The sequence below is a fragment of the Ralstonia sp. UBA689 genome, from assembly GCF_002298975.1.
In the GTDB taxonomy this organism is placed as follows: Bacteria; Pseudomonadota; Gammaproteobacteria; order Burkholderiales; family Burkholderiaceae; genus Ralstonia.
In genome coordinates this window covers 73067-92661 of sequence record NZ_DBMV01000044.1, presented here as the reverse complement: position 1 = coordinate 92661, position 19595 = coordinate 73067, and the positions used below count along the sequence as shown (strand labels likewise).

13 protein-coding genes are annotated in these 19595 nt (G+C 64.1%); 11 read left to right on the top strand and 2 right to left on the bottom strand.

Annotated elements, in window-relative coordinates:
• Window positions 1–51 precede the first annotated feature (51 nt).
• Window positions 52–2469, bottom strand: a complete 2418-nt coding sequence (locus B4F51_RS21905) for a penicillin-binding protein 1A (RefSeq protein WP_296228834.1) — start codon at window positions 2467–2469, stop codon at window positions 52–54.
• Window positions 2470–2921: 452 nt separating this feature from the next.
• Here B4F51_RS21905 and pilM point away from each other — a divergent pair, with 452 nt between their 5' ends.
• From pilM to B4F51_RS21865, 8 genes are all read left to right on the top strand, one after another.
• A complete protein-coding gene (gene pilM / locus B4F51_RS21900) occupies window positions 2922–3992 on the top strand; it encodes a type IV pilus biogenesis protein PilM (protein WP_296228833.1) in 1071 nt (356 codons plus the stop codon).
• A 9-nt stretch (window positions 3993–4001) separates the two neighbouring features.
• Window positions 4002–4631, top strand: coding sequence for a PilN domain-containing protein (locus tag B4F51_RS21895; RefSeq protein WP_296228832.1), 630 nt, complete (start codon window positions 4002–4004; stop codon window positions 4629–4631).
• A 2-nt stretch (window positions 4632–4633) separates the two neighbouring features.
• Window positions 4634–5293 (top strand): type 4a pilus biogenesis protein PilO, encoded by a 660-nt coding sequence (locus B4F51_RS21890; RefSeq protein WP_296228831.1) that lies wholly within the window; start codon window positions 4634–4636, stop codon window positions 5291–5293.
• A complete protein-coding gene (locus B4F51_RS21885; protein WP_296228830.1) occupies window positions 5290–5835 on the top strand; it encodes a pilus assembly protein PilP in 546 nt (181 codons plus the stop codon). The genes B4F51_RS21890 and B4F51_RS21885 overlap by 4 nt, the downstream gene beginning before the upstream one ends.
• Before the next feature lie 2 nt (window positions 5836–5837).
• Window positions 5838–7982: a temperature dependent type IV pilus secretin PilQ gene (pilQ, locus tag B4F51_RS21880; RefSeq protein ID WP_296228840.1), complete on the top strand. Its 2145-nt coding sequence runs from the start codon at window positions 5838–5840 to the stop codon at window positions 7980–7982.
• Window positions 7983–8124: 142 nt separating this feature from the next.
• Window positions 8125–8697: a shikimate kinase gene (locus B4F51_RS21875; protein WP_296228829.1), complete on the top strand. Its 573-nt coding sequence runs from the start codon at window positions 8125–8127 to the stop codon at window positions 8695–8697.
• Complete coding sequence (aroB, locus tag B4F51_RS21870) at window positions 8694–9800, top strand: 3-dehydroquinate synthase (protein ID WP_296228828.1); 1107 nt, start codon at window positions 8694–8696, stop codon at window positions 9798–9800. The genes B4F51_RS21875 and aroB overlap by 4 nt, the downstream gene beginning before the upstream one ends.
• Window positions 9801–9819: 19 nt before the next feature.
• A complete protein-coding gene (locus tag B4F51_RS21865; RefSeq protein ID WP_296228827.1) occupies window positions 9820–10986 on the top strand; it encodes a deoxyguanosinetriphosphate triphosphohydrolase in 1167 nt (388 codons plus the stop codon).
• Between the two features lie 212 nt (window positions 10987–11198).
• Here the strand turns inward: B4F51_RS21865 and B4F51_RS21860 are convergent, their stop codons facing one another.
• Window positions 11199–11873, bottom strand: a complete 675-nt coding sequence (locus B4F51_RS21860) for an OmpW/AlkL family protein (protein ID WP_296228825.1) — start codon at window positions 11871–11873, stop codon at window positions 11199–11201.
• Between the two features lie 271 nt (window positions 11874–12144).
• Here B4F51_RS21860 and B4F51_RS21855 point away from each other — a divergent pair, with 271 nt between their 5' ends.
• The 3 genes from B4F51_RS21855 to B4F51_RS21845 all read left to right on the top strand — a co-directional run bounded on the left by B4F51_RS21855 (window position 12145) and on the right by B4F51_RS21845 (window position 19482).
• The gene (locus B4F51_RS21855) at window positions 12145–12870 is read left to right on the top strand and encodes a transposase (protein WP_296228823.1); all 726 of its coding nucleotides are present in this window, start codon (window positions 12145–12147) and stop codon (window positions 12868–12870) included.
• 262 nt (window positions 12871–13132) lie between these two features.
• The gene (locus B4F51_RS21850; protein ID WP_296228822.1) at window positions 13133–17881 is read left to right on the top strand and encodes a glutamate synthase-related protein; all 4749 of its coding nucleotides are present in this window, start codon (window positions 13133–13135) and stop codon (window positions 17879–17881) included.
• Window positions 17882–18018: 137 nt separating this feature from the next.
• The gene (locus B4F51_RS21845; protein WP_296228821.1) at window positions 18019–19482 is read left to right on the top strand and encodes a glutamate synthase subunit beta; all 1464 of its coding nucleotides are present in this window, start codon (window positions 18019–18021) and stop codon (window positions 19480–19482) included.
• Window positions 19483–19595 lie beyond the last annotated feature (113 nt).

Sequence of the window (19595 nt, the reverse complement as noted above, 5' to 3'; positions counted from 1 at the left end):
TTAACTGAACGGCATTACCCCCACGGCGGGTTTTTTCGTGGGCGGCGAGATTCAGTTGCCGCGGAACATGTCGAGGACCTTCTGCTTCTCCTGTTCCGGCGTCGGAGCCAGGTTGATGCTCGGCTGCTGCCCCGGCTGTTCGCCCTCCGGCGCCGACGCACCCGGCATGGCATCGCCCAGCCCCACCGAGGCGATGCCCTGGCCGTTGGCGTATTCCTCGTAGGCCCAGTCGCCGGCCATCTGCACCACGCCTTCGGGTGGCTGACGGTCCGTCTCGGGCTGGCCCTTCAAGGCGTAGCTCATGTAGTTGATCCAGATCGGCAGGGCCAGGCCGCCACCGGTTTCGCGGTCGCCCAGGCTGCGTGGGTTGTCGTAGCCGATCCAGGCCACGCCGACCAGCTTGGGCGTATAGCCGCAGAACCAGGCGTCGAACGAATCGTTCGTGGTACCGGTCTTGCCGGCCATGTCGGTGCGGCCGAGCTTCTGCTTGGCCAGGTAGCCCGTACCGCCCGAGACGACGCTGCGCAGCAGTGAATCCATGATGAAGTCGTTGCGCGGGTCGATCACGCGCACGGCGTCCTTGGCTGCAGTCATCGGATGGGTCTGCTGGATGACCGTGCCGCGCGCATCGACCACGCGGTCGATGATGTACGGGTTGACGCGGTAGCCGCCGTTGGCGAATACCGAGTACGCGCCGGCCATTTGCAGCACAGTCACCGAGCCCGCGCCCAGCGCCATTGGCAGGTAGGCCGGGTGCTTATCGGCCTCGAAACCGAAGCGGGTGATGTACTGCTGCGCGTATTGCGTGCCGATGGTGCGCAGGATGCGCACCGAGACGAGGTTCTTCGACTTCTGCAGCGCGCGGCGCATCGTCATCGGACCGTCGTAGCCGCCGCCGTAGTTTTTCGGCTCCCACACCTGACCACCAGTGTCGCCGGTCGGGATCGACAGCGGCGCATCGTTGATCACCGTGGACGGCGAAAAGCCCTTGTCCACCGCCGCCGAGTAGATGAACGGCTTGAAGCTCGAACCCGGCTGGCGCCAGGCCTGCGTGACGTGGTTGAACTTGCTGCGGTTGAAGTCGAAGCCGCCGACCATCGAGTAGATCGCGCCCGTCTGCGGGTCCAGCGAGACAAAACCCGAGGCCACTTCCGGCAGTTGCGTGATCGACCATTTCTGCGTCTTGGCATCCTGAGTCACGCGGATCACCGCGCCCGGACGCAGCTTGATCTTCGGCTGAGCATTGGCCGACAGCGCAGCCTGGGCGAAGCGCAGGCCGTCGCCCGACAATTCGATGGTCTCGCCGGAAAGCATGGTGGCGCGCACCAGCTTGGGCGCCACGCTCACCACCACGGCCGATTGCAGATCGTCGCTGTTCGGGTGTTCGAGCAGCACGTCGTCGATGGCCTGTTCGCGGTCGTCGGCGTCGGCGGGCAGGTCGATGAAGGCCTCGGGGCCGCGGTAGCCGTGGCGACGCTCGTAGTCGAGGATGCCGCGGCGCACGGATTGGTAGGCGACGTCCTGGTCGCCCTTGCGCAGCGTGGTGTAGACGGTCAGGCCGCGCGTGTAGGTTTCTTCGCGGTACTGCGCATACATGAGTTGGCGCACCATCTCAGCCACGTACTCGGCATGCACATCGAACTCATGGCCTTCGCCGCGCACGGGCAGTTGCTCGTTGATGGCCTGCTGGTACTGCTCCGGCGTGATGTAGTGCAGATCACGCATGCGCTGCAGGATGTATTCCTGGCGAATCTTGGCGCGCTTCGGGTTCACCACCGGGTTGTACGCCGACGGCGCCTTGGGCAGGCCGGCGAGCATGGCGGCTTCTGCCAGGGTGATGTCCTTGATGTTCTTGCCGAAGTAGATCTGCTCGGCGCTGGCAAAGCCGTACGCGCGCTGGCCGAGGTAGATCTGGTTCATGTACAGCTCGAGGATCTGGTCCTTCGTGAGGCTGGCTTCAATCTTGTACGCCAGTAGCATCTCGTAGAGCTTGCGCGTGTACGTCTTCTCGCTGGAGAGGAAGAAGTTGCGCGCCACCTGCATGGTGATGGTCGAGGCGCCTTGCGACAGGCTGCCGTGCAGGTTGGCCAGGCCCGCGCGCAGCACGCCGACGAAGTCGACACCGCCGTGCTCGTAGAAGCGGTCGTCCTCGATGGCGAGCACGGCGCGCTTCATCACGTCGGGCATCTGCGTGATCGGCACGAAGCTGCGGCGCTCTTCGCCGAATTCGCCGATCAGCACGTTGTCGGCGGTGTAGACGCGCAGGGGGATCTTCGGCCGATAGTCGGTGATGGCGTCCAGCGAAGGCAGGTTGGGCGCGGCAACCAGCAGGGCGTAGCCCACCAGCAGCGCGCCGACGACTCCCATGGCAACGAACAGGCCGAACATCCAGAGAAGCAGGCGTACCCAGAGCGGGCGGCGGGCTTTGGGCGGCTTGGGCGAAGCGGGCGTGGTTTGGGCAGTAGCCATTACAAGGGGTGTCTGTCAGCGTGGCGGCGATTATATCGTCGGGACCTGCGGGGTCCGGCCGTAGGGGCGTAACAACGCGTAACCGCTGTCACGGCGGCGCTGCCGGCTGCACTCGGGCCGCAGTTTTGTGGCGTGCCCGGCACCGGATGCGCGCGGATTGTGCACTCGCGGCACCCAGATTCAAGGCCGCGGGGAATCCGCCGTTAGAAGTAGACGAAGCGGAAATCAAGTCAGGCGAAAGGGGTATCCCCCGACCGTGGGGTTTTGACAACGCTTTACGAATCGACGCCTGCGAAATGCATCGCGGTCAGCCGGAGCGTTTGCCTGTTCTAAAGGATTTTGTGAGAATCCAGCAGCAAATCCATGCAGGCTATGGCGCACGTTGGACGTGGAGCGGGCGCCAGGGTTCAAAAATATATAAACGGTGGGGTGTCTCTGTGCGACGGGGTTTGTTGTCCGGCCTGCTGCGCCGCAATATCGTCGGGATTGATATCGGGTCTTCCAGCGTCAAGGTGGTGGAGTTGTCCGCCAATGGCAAGCAGGGGGATTTCCGTCTCGAGAAGTGCGCCAGCGAGCTGATTGAACGCAGTGCCGTCGCCGACGGCAATCTGGTCAATATTGATGCGGTGGGCAATGCGCTCAAGCGCGCCATCGCCAAGGCGGGCATTCGCGGCAAGGAAGCCGTGCTCGCCATTCCTTCCAGCCTGACGGAGTCGCAGACCGTCAGCCTGCCCGACAACCTGACCGAAGACGAACTCTTCGTGCAGGTCGAGAGCGAGGCCAACCGGCTGTTTCCGCCTTCGCAAAACGTCAATTTCGACTACGTGGTGATCGGCCCGTCCGAAACCGAGGGCGGGATCGGCGTGCGCGTGACTGCGACCGTCTCAGAGCGTGTCACCGAGCGCGTGACCGCCGCCGAGATGGCTGGCCTGAAGCCGATCGTCATGGATGTCGAGGAAAACGCCATCCAGCGCGCCATGACCCACATGCTGGCGGTCAAACAGGACGCCACCGAGACCGAGATGCGCGACATGCCCGTGGTGGCCATGTTCCATCTGGGCGGCGCGCATTCGCATGCGCTGTTCTACCAGGGCTGGAAAGAGCTGTACGAGCAGCCGCTGTCGGGCTCCGGCGATCAGCTCACGCAGAGCATCTCCCGCCTGTTCTCGCTCGATCTGCTCAAGGCCGAGGTGAAGAAGCGCAAGAACACGCTGCCCGACGAATACCGCAGCCAGTTGCTCAAGCCGTCGCTCGAAACGCTGGCGATGGAAGTCAGCCAGGCGATCCAGAACTTCCTGTCGACGTCGAGCGTCGGCCGTGTTGACGAGATCGTGCTGTCGGGCGGCCATGCGTCGCTGCTGGGCGTGCAGACCGCCATTCAGCAGCAGACGCAGATCAACACGACGCTGGCCAACCCGTTCGCCAACATGGGCGCGGCCAAGAACGTCAACGCGCGCTATCTGCAACGCGATCTGCCGGCGTACATCGTCAGCGCGGGCCTGGCCCTGCGCGGGCTGCAATAAGGAGGGGCGATGGCCAACGAAAGCGTCAATGCGCTCCCGAGCGTCAATCTGCTGCCGTATCACGCCGAGCGGCGTGCGGGTAAGCGTAAGAAAGTCTTCATGAGCCTGGGCGCTGCGGCCGCTGCGGGCGCCGTGGTGGTGTTCCTGGGCGGCATGGTGATCGATCACCAGACCGAAGAGGCGCAGCGCATCAACCAGATCCTCACGCAGAAGAACGCGGAGATGGACAAGCAGATCGCCGAGGTCAACACCCTCAAGAAAGACATCGACGACCTGCTGCAGCGCCAACAGGCGGTGGAAAGCCTGCAGAACCTGCGCAACCGCCCCGTGCAGTTGCTCGAAGAGCTGGTGCGCCAGGTGCCGGATGGCATCTACCTGACCTCGCTCAAGCAAGAGGGCGACAAATACACCATGTCTGGCGTGGCGCAGTCCAACGAGCGGGTGTCGGATCTGCTGCGCAACCTGAGTTCGGTGTCCTGGCTCGATCATGCCGAACTCGGCGAGTCGGTGGCCACCACCATGACGAACAACCTGAAGGAACAGCGCCGCCTCTTCAACTTCACCGTCCGCTTCCAATGGAAGGCTGAACCGGCAACGCCGGCCAAGCCCGGTGCGGCCAGCGCAGTGGCGAGGAAATAACCATGGCTCTCTCGACCGAAATCTCGCTGGAAGACCTGGTCGGCCAGTTCCGTGGCCTGAACCTGAACGAGCCGGAAACCTGGCCGATCGCGCCGCGCATCCTGTTCATGATCCTTGCCGCAGTTGTGGTGATCGGGCTGGGCTGGCAGTTGTACTGGAGCGGTAAGTTTGACGAGCGCGACGCCAAGCGCACCGAGCAGGAAAGCCTGAAATCTGCGTACCAGAGCAAGCTCGCGCAGGTGGTGAACCTTGAGGCGCTGCGCCAGCAGAAGGCCGAGGTGGAGCGCCGCGTCGCCAAGCTCGAACTGCAACTGCCCAACAAGACCGAGATGGATGCGCTCTTGGCCGACGTCAACCACGCCGGTATCGCGCGTGGCCTGACTTTCGACCTGTTCCGTCCGCAGGGCGCCGTGGTCAAGCCGTACTACGCAGAGATCCCCGTGGCAGTGAAGGTCAATGGCCGCTACCACGACATGGCGTTGTTCGCCGCCGACGTGGCTGGGCTGTCGCGGATCGTCACGCTGCAGAACATCTCGCTGACGGGCACCAAGGACGGCGGCATGGTGATGGAAGCCCGCGCTGACGCTTACCGCGCGCTCGACGCCGACGAGCAGGCCGCCCAGCGCAAGGCCGCTGCCGCCGCCAAGGGAGGCGCCAAATGAGGGGCCTCGCCATGAGCCGTCGCCGCCGGTCGTCTCTCTTGCGCTTGTCGCCGCTGTGCCTGGCCGTCGTGCTGACGGCCTGCGGCGCGAGCGAGGATGACGAATTGCGGCAGTGGATGCAGCAGGCGCGCCAGAGTGTCAGCACGACCGTGCAGCCGCTGCCGCAACCCAAACCTTACGCGCCGCGCGAATACACGACCACCAAGCAGACTGATCCGTTCAGTGTGCAGAAGGTGGCGGAACTCTCGCGCGCGCAAAACGAATCGCCGGAGCCGAACCGGCGTCGCGAGCCGCTGGAAGACTATCCGCTGGAAGCCTTCAAGCTGCTCGGGACGATGAAGCGCAACGGCGAGACGGAAGGCGTCCTGTCTGTCGGGGGCAAGACGCAGCACGTGCATGTGGGGCAGTACATCGGACAAAACTATGGCCGCATCGTCCGCATTGGCGACCAGGAGCTCACCCTGCGTGAGCTGGTGCGCGAAGGCACGGCCGAATGGAAAGAAAAAATGACTACCCTGAAAGTTCAGGAGGGCGCGCAATGACGATGCGTCTCGTGAAGGGCGGCCTGGCCCAGGCAGCCCGAGTGGCCCGGGGGGGCGCGGTCGCATGGCTCTCGCTGTGCATGTTCATGGTGGCAGGTCAGGCCGTCGCCCAGCAGGCGGCAAGCGCGCCGGCCGCTGCTTCCGGCAATACCATCGAGAAGGTGGAGCAGGCCACGGCCGGCGAATCCACCGTCGTAACGGTGACGCTGAAGAATGCGCCCGCACAGAAGCCGGTGGAATTCAGCACGCAGCAGCCTGCGCGCATCGCCATCGATTTCTTCGGCACGGGCTTTGCCCAGGGCCGCGCCAATTACCAGTACGGCGGCAAGTTGCTGCGTAACGCCAATGTCGTGCAGATCGGCGATCGCACCCGCGTCGTGCTCGATCTGGCGCGCCAGACGAAGTACAAGTCGGAAGTGCGCGGTAACCAGTATGTGCTGACACTGGAGCCGGCGCCTGTCGCGGCTGCCGTGGCCGCGCCGACGTTTGCTGCGCCGACGCCGGTGGCCGGTGCCGAGCGCCCGGCTGTGCGCAATGTTGACTTCCGCCGTGGTGACGACCTTGCCGGCCGCGTGGTGGTCGACCTGTCGACGGCCAACTCCGCCATCAACATCGCCCAGCAAGGTCAGAACCTGGTGGTCGATTTCGTCGGCGCGACGTTGCCGCAATCGCTGCGTCGCCGCTATGACGTCAGCGACTTCGGTACGCCCGTGCAGTCTGTGCGCGCCACCGACAACGGCACTGGCGCCCGTCTGATCATCGAGCCGCGTGGCAACTGGCAGTACAGCTCGTACCAGACCGACACGCAGTTCGTGGTGGAAGTGCGCCCGACCAAGGAAGACCCGAACAAGCTGATCTCTGGCCCGGGTTACCGTGGCGAGCGCTTGTCGCTGAACTTCCAGAACATCGACGTGCGCTCGCTGCTGCAGGTGTTTGCCGATTTCACCAACCTGAACATCGTCACCAGCGACAGCGTGACGGGCACCCTCTCGCTGCGTCTGAAGGACGTGCCGTGGGATCAGGCGCTGCAGATCGTGCTGGACTCCAAGGGGCTAGCCTCGCGCCGCAATGGCAACGTGCTGTGGGTAGCGCCGCGCAATGAGCTGGCCACGAAAGAGAAGGCCGAGTTGGAATCGCAACAGCAGGTGACTGAGCTGGAGCCGCTGCGCAGCCAGGTGTTTCGCCTGAACTATCAACGCGCCGATGACGTGCGCAACATGCTGCTGGGTACAGGTGCGACCGGCGGCGCGGGCGCTGCTGGCGGTACCCCTTCGCGCATCCTGTCCAAGCGCGGTTCGCTGACGTCGGATGCCCGAACCAACCAACTGTTCGTTTCGGATGTCCCGAGCAAGCTGGAAGAAGTGCAGTCCTTCATCCAGAAGATCGACATCCCGGTCCGCCAGGTGATGATCGAGGCGCGCATCGTTGAGGCTAATGACACGTTCAGCCGTAACTTGGGTGCCAAGCTGGGCTTTACCGCGAAGAACAACGGCGCGAGCATCAGCAACACATATCCCAATGTGTTGCCGGGGGCAACGTCGGACAACAGCCCGGCGATCAGCTTCCCGGCAGGTACCCTTGGCGGCGTCAGCCCTGCCAGTGTGGCAGTGAGCTTGTTCAACGCGGGCGCCGGCCGCTTCTTGGCGTTGGAGTTGTCCGCGCTCGAAGCCGATGGCCTCGGCAAGATCGTCTCCAGCCCGCGTGTCGTTACAGCGGACAATGTTAAAGCGCTGATCGAACAGGGTACTGAGATCCCGTACCAGCAGGCGACCTCGTCTGGCGCGACCTCGGTGTCGTTCAAGAAAGCCAATCTGAAGCTGGAAGTGACGCCAAAAATTACGCCGGACGGCAACATCTTCCTGGATGTGGATGTCAACAAGGACAGCCCCGGCGATATAACCCCAGGCGGTCTTGCCATTAACACCAAGCACGTGCAGACACAGGTGCTGGTCGAGAACGGCGGCACAGTCGTGATCGGCGGGATCTTCACGCAGACTGAGCAGACCAACGTCAGCAAGGTGCCGCTACTGGGAGACATCCCGGTGGTGGGCAACCTGTTCAAGAGCACCGCAAAGATCAACAACCGCACCGAACTGCTGGTGTTCCTGACGCCGCGCGTGCTGTCCGACCAGCTGTCGCTGAAGTAATCGGCTGCGCGGAGTTGTCATCCGCAAGCCCGGCACTCCTTCAACGGAGTGCCGGGCTTTTTTGTGTCCTGCGGCCAGGTTTGTGCGGGGCGAAGGGCAAAAGCCACTACAATCGGACCTAACTTTCTGATTTCACGCGATTTTGTCTGTTTCCAACGTTTTTTTCGTCGGCCTGATGGGCGCGGGCAAGACCACGGTTGGCCGGGCGGTCGCTCGCCGGCTTGATCTGCCGTTCTTCGATTCCGATCATGAGATCGAGGCGCGCTGCGGCGTGCGCGTGCCGGTCATCTTCGAGCTCGAGGGCGAGACGGGTTTCCGCGACCGCGAGACCCACGTGATCGACGAGCTCACCTCACGCAAGGGCGTGGTTGTGGCCACCGGCGGCGGCGCCGTGCTGCGGCCCGAGAACCGCGCCTTCCTGCGCGAGCGCGGTACCGTGATCTATCTGCGCGCCAATTCGCACGACCTGTATCTGCGCACACGCCACGACAAGAACCGGCCGCTGCTGCAGACGGAAAACCCGCGCGCCAAGCTTGAAGAACTGCTGGCGGTCCGCGATCCGCTATACCGCGAGGTGGCGCACTTTGTCATTGAAACCGGCAAGCCCACCGTCGCCCAGCTTGTTAATATGGTGCTGATGCAACTCGAAGTGGCTGGCATTGTGGCGCCGCCCGCGAGTTCCACTACCTCCTCGCAAGTCTCCCGCCAGTCATGATTACCGTCGATGTCGACCTGGGCGAACGCTCTTATCCGATCCACATCGGGTCGGGGCTGATCGCCCAGGCTGCGCTGTTTGCCCCTCACATTCGCGGCGCGCGTGCCGTGATCGTCACCAACGAGACCGTCGCGCCGCTCTACGCTGCCAAGGTCGAATCTGCCGTCCGTTCACTCGGCAAGGCCGTCGATACGGTCGTGCTGCCCGATGGCGAATCGTTCAAGAAGTGGGAGACGCTCAACCGTATCTTCGACGCGCTGCTCGCTTCGGGGGCGGATCGCAAGACCACGCTTATCGCCCTGGGCGGCGGCGTGATTGGCGACATGACGGGTTTTGCGGCCGCCTGCTACATGCGCGGCGTGCCGTTCATCCAGGTGCCGACGACGTTGCTCTCGCAAGTCGATTCATCGGTGGGCGGCAAGACGGGCATCAACCACCCGCTGGGCAAGAACATGATCGGCGCGTTTCACCAGCCGCAGGCGGTGCTGGCCGACATCGACACGCTGGGCACATTGCCGGCCCGCGAACTGGCTGCCGGCATGGCCGAGGTCATCAAGCACGGCGCGATTGCCGATGCTGATTACTTTGCCTGGATCGAACAGCACATCGCTGGCCTCAACGCCTGCGATACGGAATTGATGGCCGAAGCCGTGCGCGGTTCGGTGCGCATCAAGGCATCGGTCGTGGCGCAGGACGAGCGCGAATCCGGCCTGCGTGCCATCCTAAATTTCGGCCACACCTTCGGTCACGCCATCGAGGCGGGCCTGGGCTACGGCGAATGGCTGCATGGCGAGGCCGTCGGCTGCGGCATGGTGATGGCAGCAGACCTGTCGCATCGCCTGGGCTTCATCGACATCGATACGCGCAACCGCATCACCGCGCTCACGCGTGCGGCCAACTTGCCGACGGTGGCGCCAGACTTGGGGGTCGAGCGCTTCATCGACCTGATGCGCGTCGACAAGAAGGCCGAGGCCGGCGAGATCAAGTTCGTGCTGCTGCGCAAGCTGGGCAAGGCCTTTGTGACCACCGTGCCCGACGCCGACCTGCGCGCCACCTTGCAGCACGCGGTGCTGCGCCCACCCACCGAGGCGCCCGTCGCCTGATGTCAGACGAGATGGCCCGATGAACGATCGACTCGATTTGCCGCCTGCGCCGTTCGATCTTGAGGGCCACCTCGCACCGTACGCCGCGCACGCGGCACTGACGCGCGGCCGCGTGCATGCCGAGCCGCCGTCCACCTCGCGCACCGAATTCCAGCGCGACCGCGACCGCATCATCCACAGCACTGCCTTCCGCCGGCTCGAATACAAGACGCAGGTCTTCGTGAACCACGAGGGCGACCTGTTCCGCACGCGCCTGACGCACAGCCTGGAGGTCGCGCAGATCGCCCGCTCGATTGCGCGCAGCCTGCGGCTGAACGAAGACCTGGTCGAGGCGATTTCGCTCGCGCACGACCTGGGCCACACGCCGTTCGGCCACGCCGGGCAGGACGCGCTCAACGACTGCATGAAACCGTACGGCGGCTTCGAACACAACCTGCAGAGCCTGCTGGTGGTCGACCGGCTGGAAGAGCGCTACGGCGGTTTCGACGGCCTGAACCTCACGTTCGAGACGCGCGAGGGCATCCTCAAGCATTGCTCGCGCAACAACGCCGCCGCGTTGGGCGACCTGGGGCGACGCTTTCTCGAAGGGCAGCAGCCGTCGCTGGAAGCGCAGCTCGCCAACCTGGCTGATGAGGTCGCCTACAACAACCATGACATCGACGATGGCCTGCGCTCTGGCCTCATTACACTGGAGCAGTTGGAAGACGTGCCGCTGTGGGCCATCCACCGTCGTGAGGCCGAGGCCGCGTTTCCCGATGTGGGTGGCCGGCGTCTCATCAACGAGACCATCCGCCGCATCATCAACGCGCTGATCGTCGACCTGATCGCTACCACGCGCGCCGGCATCGCGGAGGTTGCGCCGCAGAGCGTCGACGAGGTGCGCGCGGCGTCCGCGCTGGTCGCCTTCTCTGCGCCGATGCGCGAAGAGGCGCGCGTGCTCAAGCGCTTCCTGTTCGACGAGCTCTATCGCCACTATCTCGTGATGCGCATGGCCGCAAAGGCACGCCGCATCATCGACGACCTGTTCCGTGCGTTCCTTGAGGATCCGCGCTTGCTGCCGCCGCAGTACCAGGCCAAGGTCAACCCCGAAGAGCAGCCGCGCTGGATCGCGCACTACATCGCCGGCATGACGGACCGCTACGCCATCAAGGAGCACCGCCGCATCTTTGCGGTGGATGTGGTCTGAGCGGGAACGGGCGCGCTTGACCGGCTTGACGCGCTGCGCGCCTTGATCCGGCGCCGCGCAAAAAGTGCGCGCCCAAAAAAAATGCCCGGCCGCCCCAACGCATGCCGGGCCGAACGCGCCAACCACCGTCGACGAGCGCCCCCGCCGTCGACGACCCCTGCGGCACGTCGGAAAAGTCGATCAGAAGAAGGTTTGTTCGCTGATCGTCTCCCTCAGAAGCGGTAACCTAAGCCGATACCCAGCAGCCACGGGTCGACCTTGACCTTGCTGATGGTCTGGCCACCCATCTTCACGTCCGCGCTGATCCAGGTCTTTTTCAGGTCCATGTTGAAATAGACGTGGTCGGTCAGGCGGTAGTCGAAGCCGATTTGCAGCGCGGGGCCGAAGCTGTTCTTGGAAAGATCCAGCGAGCCGACGCCCGGCACCTGCAAGTCCACATTGGAGATGCGTGTGTAGTTGATGCCGGCGCCCACGTACGGCTTGAAGCGCGATTCCGGAGTGAAGTGGTATTGCAGCGTGAGGATCGGCGGCAGATGGCGGAAGCTGCCGATCTTGGTCGGGCCGCCCAGCGCGCTTTGCATCACTGTCACGTCTTGTTGCTGCGGGTAGGTCAGGATCAGCTCGGTCGCGATGTTCGGCGTGAAGAAGTACGAGATATCCAGCTCAGGAAATGCTTTGTTGTTGATCTGGATAGCATCGGCCGGAATGGCCAGCGCGGGTACCGCGTCGGACTTGTTGGCTGCAGTCAGGTTGACTGCGCGCAGGCGCACCATCCAATTACCGGTGGCCGGCGGCAGATCGGTGCTCTGCGCGAAGGCGGCCGGGCTGAAGCTGGCGGCAAGAGCCCCGGTCATTGCGGCTGCGGCGGCTAGGCGTACAAAAGCCATGAATCGCTCCCTTTGATCTCGTCTCGTTGATGTGATGGGAATCAGTCTCGCGGCAAGGGGCGTCGGCCGATTTGCGCGGGATCAAGTTGGCAACCGCGCGTTTGCGCCGAGCACGTCGCGGTTTGACATCAGGCAAATCCGGCGGGGAACGAGGGCGATGCCCGTTGCGCTCCGGCGACAGCCGACACGCAACCGTTTGCTGCACGAAAAATTGGGGACAGATTTAATCGGGGCGCGCTACGATGAGCGCTTTCCTTGCCTGTTTTTCACCATGGCCCGTCTGCCTCGCCTCAGCCCCGTCGATGTCCCTGTGCACGTGTTGCAGCGCGGCAACAATCGGCAGGCGGTCTTCCGCACGGATGATGACTACGCCTTTTACCTCGACACACTGCGCATGGCTGCGCGCGAGCATGACTTCGCCATCCACGCATTCTCATTGATGCCGAATCACGTGCACTTGGTGGGCACGCCCAAGGCGGCGGAGAGCCTGTCGCGGACGCTGCAGGCGGTGGGGCGGCGCTATACGCGGTACTTCAATACGGTGGCCGACCGCAGCGGCACGCTGTGGGAGGGGCGCTTTCGTTCGACCGTGCTGGACCCGGCCGAGTGGGTGCTGCCGGTGCTGCTGTACGTAGAGTCCAACGCTGTACGGGCCGGTCTGGTTGCCACTCCGGAAGACGATCGATGGAGCAGCTATCGACATCACGTCGGCATCCAGTCGATTCCATGGGTAAGTGATCACTATTGCTATTGGCGGCTTGGCAACACGCCATTCGAGCGCCAGTCGCGCTATAGAGCGCTTTGGAATGACGGGCTCGGCCCGGATCAGCTCGCAAAGATCCGGCAGCATGTCCACAGCGGTTGGCCGCTCGGAGGCGAGGCCTTTCTGGCTACGCTGGCCCGTACGGGGGGGCGCCGCGTCGCGCCGCTGCCCAAAGGTCGGCCGCCACGCACAGCCGCAGAAGTGGGGACGGAGGACAGCGTTGCCATTGAATAGCTGAGTGCGCCAGCGCGCGCATGCAGGCGTCGAAATCTGCGCCAACATAATCTGTCCCCATTTATAAATCCGCACTGCGAGCGTGCATTTATTAATTTAATCTGACCCCATTTAAAAACTTTTGCCTGTTCCGGAACGCTCTTTTATAGTCGTTTCACCCCGCATTTATGGTGCGGCGCGCCATTGCTTGTTTGCCCACCGCATCCGCACCACTGCGAGGGCCTTCTACGGCGTGCCGTGCCGACAACATCGGAAGATCGCCGTGGAACAACATTCCTTCCCCGCTGCGCCGCTGAGCGCTGATTCGACGACCGTCCAGGGCGCTCCCGCGCCTCAAGGTCTGTACGACCCGACCAACGAACACGACGCCTGCGGCGTTGGCTTTGTCGCGCACATCAAGGGCAAGAAGAGCCACGAGATCGTCCAGCAGGGCTTGCGCATCCTGCACAACCTCGACCACCGGGGCGCCGTCGGCGCCGACCCGCTGATGGGCGACGGCGCGGGCATCCTGCTGCAGATTCCCGACCAGTACTATCGCGAAGAGATGGCGCGCCAGGGTGTGAACCTGCCGCCGGCCGGCGAATACGGCGTCGGCATGATCTTCCTGCCGAAGGAACATGCCTCCCGCCTGGCTTGCGAGCAGGAACTGGAGCGCACCGTGCGCCTGGAAGGCCAGGTCGTGCTGGGCTGGCGTGACGTGCCAGTCGACAAGACCATGCCGATGTCGCCGACGGTGCAGAAGACCGAGCCGGTGATCCGCCAGATCTTCATCGGGCGCGGCCGCGACATCATGACCACCGACGCGCTGGAGCGGAAGCTGTACGTGATCCGCAAGACCGCCAGCCACGCCATCCAGGCGCTCAAGCTCAAGCACGGCAAGGAATATTTCGTGCCGTCGATGTCGGCGCGCACCGTCGTCTACAAGGGCCTGCTGCTGTGCGAGCAGGTCGGCCGCTACTACCAGGACCTGGCAGACCCGCGCACGGTGTCGGCGCTGGCGCTGGTGCACCAGCGTTTCTCGACCAACACGTTCCCTGCCTGGGAGCTGGCGCACCCGTACCGCATGGTTGCGCACAACGGCGAAATCAACACCGTCAAGGGCAACGTCAACTGGATCAACGCGCGTACGGGCGGCATCTCGTCGCCAGTGCTGGGCGACGACCTGCCCAAGCTGTGGCCGCTGATCTATCCGGGTCAATCGGATACCGCATCGTTCGACAACTGCCTCGAACTGCTGACGATGGCCGGCTATCCGCTGGCCCAGGCGATGATGATGATGATTCCGGAAGCGTGGGAACAGCACACGCTGATGGACGACAACCGCCGCGCCTTCTACGAATACCACGCCGCGATGATGGAGCCGTGGGACGGCCCCGCCGCCATCTGCTTTACCGATGGCCGTCAGATCGGCGCGACGCTCGACCGTAACGGCCTGCGTCCGGCGCGCTACTACGTCACCGACGACGACATGGTCGTGATGGCCTCGGAAGCCGGCGTGCTGCCGATCCCAGAGTCGCGCATCGTCAAAAAGTGGCGTCTGCAGCCGGGCAAGATGTTCCTGATCGATATGGAGCAGGGCCGCATCATCGACGACAAGGAGCTCAAGGACAACCTGGCCAACGCCAAGCCGTACAAGAGCTGGATCGACGCCGTGCGCATCAAGCTCGACGAGCTGGACGCCAAGCCGGAAGACGTGGCCGCCGAGACCAAGCCGGCCGCCAAGCTGCTCGATCGTCAGCAGGCGTTCGCCTACACGCAGGAAGACGTCAAGTTCCTGATGGCGCCGATGGCCACCAACGGCGAAGAAGCCACCGGCTCGATGGGCAACGACAGCCCGCTGGCCGTCCTGTCGTCGAAGAACAAGACGCTGTACCACTACTTCAAGCAGCTGTTCGCTCAAGTCACCAACCCGCCGATCGACCCGATCCGCGAAAACATGGTGATGTCGCTCGTCTCGTTCATCGGACCGAAGCCGAACCTGCTCGAACTGAACAACATCAACCCGCCGATGCGCCTTGAGGTGAGCCAGCCTGTGCTGGACTTCACGGACATGGCGAAGATCCGCAACATCGAGCACTACACCGGCGGCAAGTTCATGGCTTACGAGCTGAACATCTGCTACCCGGTGGCGTGGGGCAAGGAAGGCATCGAGGCGCGCCTGGCATCGCTGTGCGCCGAGGCCGTCGACGCGGTCAAGTCGGGCTACAACATCCTGATCGTGTCGGATCGCGCGGTCGACGAGAAACAGGCCGCCATTCCGGCGCTGCTGGCGACGTCCGCCATCCACCATCACCTGGTGGAGAAGGGCCTGCGCACGAGCACGGGTCTGGTCGTCGAAACGGGTTCGGCACGTGAAGTGCACCACTTTGCGCTGCTGGCCGGCTATGGCGCGGAGGCCGTGCATCCGTACCTGGCGATGGAGACGCTCTCCGAAATGGCGCCGGGTCTGGGCCTGACGCCCGAGAAGGCGGTCTACAACTTCACGAAGGCGATTGGCAAGGGCCTGCACAAGGTGATGTCCAAGATGGGCATCTCGACGTACATGTCGTACACCGGCGCGCAGATCTTCGAGGCGATCGGCCTGTCGCGCGAACTGGTGGACAAGTACTTCCACGGCACGGCATCGAACGTGGGCGGCATCGGCATCTTCGAGGTGGCCGAGGAAGCGCTGCGTCTGCACCGCGACGCCTTTGGCGATGCGCCGGTGCTGGCCAACATGCTGGACGCCGGCGGCGAATACGCCTTCCGCATCCGCGGCGAAGAGCACATGTGGACCCCGGATTCGATCGCCAAGCTGCAGCACGCGACGCGCGCGAATTCGTACCAGACGTACAAGGAATACGCCAACCTGATCAACGACCAGAGCAAGCGCCACATGACGCTGCGCGGCCTGTTCGAGTTCAAGGTGGATCCGGCACGCGCCATTCCGCTGGAAGAGGTGGAGCCGGCCAAGGAGATCGTCAAGCGCTTTGCTACCGGCGCGATGTCGCTGGGTTCGATTTCGACCGAAGCGCACACCACGCTGGCTGTGGCGATGAACCGCATTGGCGGCAAGTCCAACACGGGCGAAGGCGGTGAAGACGAGCGCCGTTACCGCAACGAACTGCGCGGCATTCCCATCAAGCAGGGCACCAAGCTGTCGGACGTGATCGGCCGCGAAGTGGTCGAGCGCGATCTGGAACTGCAAGAGGGCGATTCGCTGCGCTCGAAGATCAAGCAGGTGGCGTCGGGTCGCTTTGGCGTGACGGCTGAGTACCTGGCTTCGGCTGATCAGATCCAGATCAAGATGGCGCAGGGCGCCAAGCCCGGCGAGGGCGGTCAACTGCCCGGCCACAAGGTGACCGATTACATCGGCAAGCTGCGTTATGCGGTGCCGGGTGTCGGCCTGATCTCGCCGCCGCCGCACCACGACATCTACTCGATCGAAGATCTGGCACAGCTCATCCATGACCTGAAGAACGTGAACCCGCGTTCGGACGTGTCGGTCAAGCTGGTGTCGGAAGTGGGCGTCGGCACGGTCGCCGCGGGTGTCGCCAAGGCCAAGGCCGATCACGTGGTGATCGCCGGTCATGACGGCGGCACCGGCGCTTCGCCGTGGTCGTCGATCAAGCACGCCGGCACGCCGTGGGAGTTGGGCCTGTCGGAGACGCAGCAGACGCTGATGCTCAACGGCCTGCGCAACCGCATCCGCGTGCAGGCTGACGGCCAGATGAAGACCGGCCGCGACGTGGTGATCGGTGCGCTGCTGGGCGCAGACGAATTCGGCTTCGCCACGGCACCGCTGGTGGTCGAGGGCTGCATCATGATGCGCAAGTGCCACCTGAACACCTGCCCGGTGGGCGTGGCGACGCAGGATCCGGTGCTGCGCAAGAAGTTCTCGGGCAAGCCCGAGCACGTCGTGAACTACTTCTTCTTCGTGGCCGAGGAAGTGCGCGAGATCATGGCGCAACTGGGCATCCGTTCGTTCAATGAGCTGATCGGCCGCGCAGATCTGCTCGACACCAAGGCCGGCATCGAACACTGGAAGGCGCGCGGTCTGGACTTCTCGCGCATCTTCTACCAGCCGGCCAAGAAGGAAGGCGAGCCGTGCTACCAGGTCGACGTGCAAGACCACGGCCTGGATCGCGCGCTGGATCACCAGCTCATCGAGAAGGCCAAAGCTGCATTGGAGAAGGGCGAGCGCGTGTCGTTCATCCAGCCGGTGCGCAACGTCAACCGCACCGTGGGCGCGATGCTCTCGGGCGAGGTGGCCAAGCGCTACGGCCACGAAGGTCTGCCCGATGACTCGATCCACATCCAGATGCAGGGTACGGGTGGCCAGTCGTTCGGTGCGTTCCTGGCGCACGGCATCACGCTGGACCTGGTGGGCGACGGCAACGACTACGTGGGCAAGGGCCTGTCGGGCGGCCGCGTAATCGTGCGCCCGCCGCACGAGTTCCGCGGTGAACCGACCGGCAACATCATCGCCGGCAACACCGTGCTGTATGGCGCGCTGGCGGGCGAGGCGTTCTTCAACGGCGTGGCCGGCGAGCGCTTTGCGGTGCGCAATTCCGGCGCCACCACGGTGGTGGAAGGCACCGGCGATCACGGCTGCGAGTACATGACCGGCGGCACGGTCGTCGTGCTGGGCGCTACGGGCCGCAACTTCGCGGCGGGCATGTCGGGCGGCGTGGCCTACGTCTATGACGAAGATGGCCTGTTCGACAAGCGTTGCAACACCGCAATGGTCGCGCTCGAATCCGTGCTGTCGTCGGCAGACCAGGAGAAGGCCCACACGCCGTCGACCTGGCACAAGGTGAACGGCGAACGCGTGCTCGACGAGCAACTGCTCAAGGCGCTGGTGGAAAAGCACTTCCGCTACACGGGCTCCGAGCGCGCCAAGGAACTGCTGGCTGACTGGACCAATGCGCGCCGCCGCTTCGTCAAGGTCTTCCCGACCGAGTACAAGCGTGCGCTGACCGAAATGTACGAGCGCGAACAGGAAGCCGCGCGCGAACAAATCGCGGCCTGATTCGAAGCCACTTGGCGGTTGGCTGATCCCACGTGGTTAGCCAACCGCCGACACTGAATACAACGCAACCTCACAAGACAGGCTCGACGTGCCTGCGCAGCAACGCTGTGCCGGCGCATCGGGCCAGGAAGGACACCATGGGCAAGGCGACCGGTTTTCTCGAATTTCCCCGCCAGAACGAGGCATACGAAGCGCCCGAAGCGCGCGTGAAGCATTACAAGGAGTTCGTGTTCGCACTGGCGGACAACGAAGCCAAGATCCAGGGCGCTCGCTGCATGGACTGCGGCATACCGTTCTGCAACAACGGCTGCCCGGTCAACAACATCATTCCGGACTTCAACGATCTGGTGTATCGCCAGGACTGGAAGACCGCGATCGAGGTGCTGCATTCGACCAACAACTTCCCGGAGTTCACGGGCCGCATCTGCCCGGCGCCGTGCGAAGCAGCTTGCACACTGGGCATCAATGAACTCCCGGTCGGCATCAAGTCGATCGAGCACGCCATCATCGACAAGGCTTGGGAAGAAGGCTGGGTGGCGCCGCAGGTGCCGAAGCACAAGACCGGCAAGACGGTGGCCGTGGTCGGTTCGGGCCCCGCTGGCATGGCCGCTGCGCAGCAACTGGCACGCGCCGGCCACGACGTGACGCTGTTCGAAAAGAACGACCGCATCGGCGGCCTGCTGCGCTACGGCATCCCTGACTTCAAGCTGGAGAAGGCGCAGATCGACCGCCGCATGCAGCAGATGGAAGCCGAGGGCGTGACGTTCCGCACCGGCGTGATGGTGGGCGACAAGACGGTTCCGGCCGGCATCACCAACGACGCACGCGAGACCATCGCCGCGGACGACATCCTCAAGCAATTTGACGCCGTCGTGCTGACGGGTGGTTCGGAAGTCCCGCGCGACCTGCCTGTGCCTGGCCGCGATCTGGACGGCGTGCATTACGCGCTCGAATTCCTGATCCCGCAGAACAAGGAAGTGGCCGGCGATGCGCCGAACCCGATCCGCGCAGATGGCAAGCACGTCATCGTGATCGGCGGCGGCGACACGGGTTCGGACTGCGTTGGCACGTCCAACCGCCATGGCGCCGCGTCGGTCACGCAGTTCGAACTGCTGCCGCGTCCGCCCGAAGAAGAGAACAAGCCGCTGGTGTGGCCGTACTGGCCGATCAAGCTGCGCACGTCGTCCTCGCATGACGAAGGCTGCGAGCGCGACTGGTCGGTTGCCACCAAGGCGCTCATCGGCGAGAACGGCCGGGTGACGGGCCTCACCGCCGTGCGCCTGGAGTGGAAGGACGGCAAGATGACCGAAGTGGCAGGTAGCGAGTTCACGCTCAAGGCCGATCTCGTGCTGCTGGCGATGGGCTTTACCAATCCGGTCGGCGGCGTGCTGGATGCCTTTGGCGTGACGAAGGATGCGCGCAACAATGCCCGCGCCGCCACCGAAGGCGAAAACGCCTACGCCACCAACGTGCCGAAGGTGTTTGCTGCCGGCGACGTGCGCCGCGGCCAGTCGCTGGTCGTGTGGGCCATCCGTGAAGGCCGCCAGGCTGCCCGCGCAGTCGACGCGTTTCTTATGGGCCATTCGGAACTGCCGCGCTGACCACGCGGCTGACCGCCTGACCCAGGCCCCCAAGGCTCGCCTTGGGGGCCTTTTTCTTTTGGGCGGTGCTTGCCATGGCGGCTGCAGTCGCGCCTTCATGGTTTACATCGACA

Excerpts from the sequence above, each read along its gene's own strand:
- B4F51_RS21905 (WP_296228834.1), bottom strand. The coding sequence starts at position 2,469 with ATGGCTACTGCCCAAACCACGCCCGCTTCGCCCAAGCCGCCCAAAGCC.
- B4F51_RS21895 (WP_296228832.1), top strand. The coding sequence starts at position 4,002 with ATGGCCAACGAAAGCGTCAATGCGCTCCCGAGCGTCAATCTGCTGCCG.
- B4F51_RS21890 (WP_296228831.1), top strand. The coding sequence starts at position 4,634 with ATGGCTCTCTCGACCGAAATCTCGCTGGAAGACCTGGTCGGCCAGTTC.
- B4F51_RS21885 (WP_296228830.1), top strand. The coding sequence starts at position 5,290 with ATGAGGGGCCTCGCCATGAGCCGTCGCCGCCGGTCGTCTCTCTTGCGC.
- pilQ (WP_296228840.1), top strand. The coding sequence starts at position 5,838 with ATGCGTCTCGTGAAGGGCGGCCTGGCCCAGGCAGCCCGAGTGGCCCGG.
- aroB (WP_296228828.1), top strand. The coding sequence starts at position 8,694 with ATGATTACCGTCGATGTCGACCTGGGCGAACGCTCTTATCCGATCCAC.
- B4F51_RS21865 (WP_296228827.1), top strand. The coding sequence starts at position 9,820 with ATGAACGATCGACTCGATTTGCCGCCTGCGCCGTTCGATCTTGAGGGC.
- B4F51_RS21860 (WP_296228825.1), bottom strand. The coding sequence starts at position 11,873 with ATGGCTTTTGTACGCCTAGCCGCCGCAGCCGCAATGACCGGGGCTCTT.
- B4F51_RS21855 (WP_296228823.1), top strand. The coding sequence starts at position 12,145 with ATGGCCCGTCTGCCTCGCCTCAGCCCCGTCGATGTCCCTGTGCACGTG.
- B4F51_RS21845 (WP_296228821.1), top strand. The coding sequence starts at position 18,019 with ATGGGCAAGGCGACCGGTTTTCTCGAATTTCCCCGCCAGAACGAGGCA.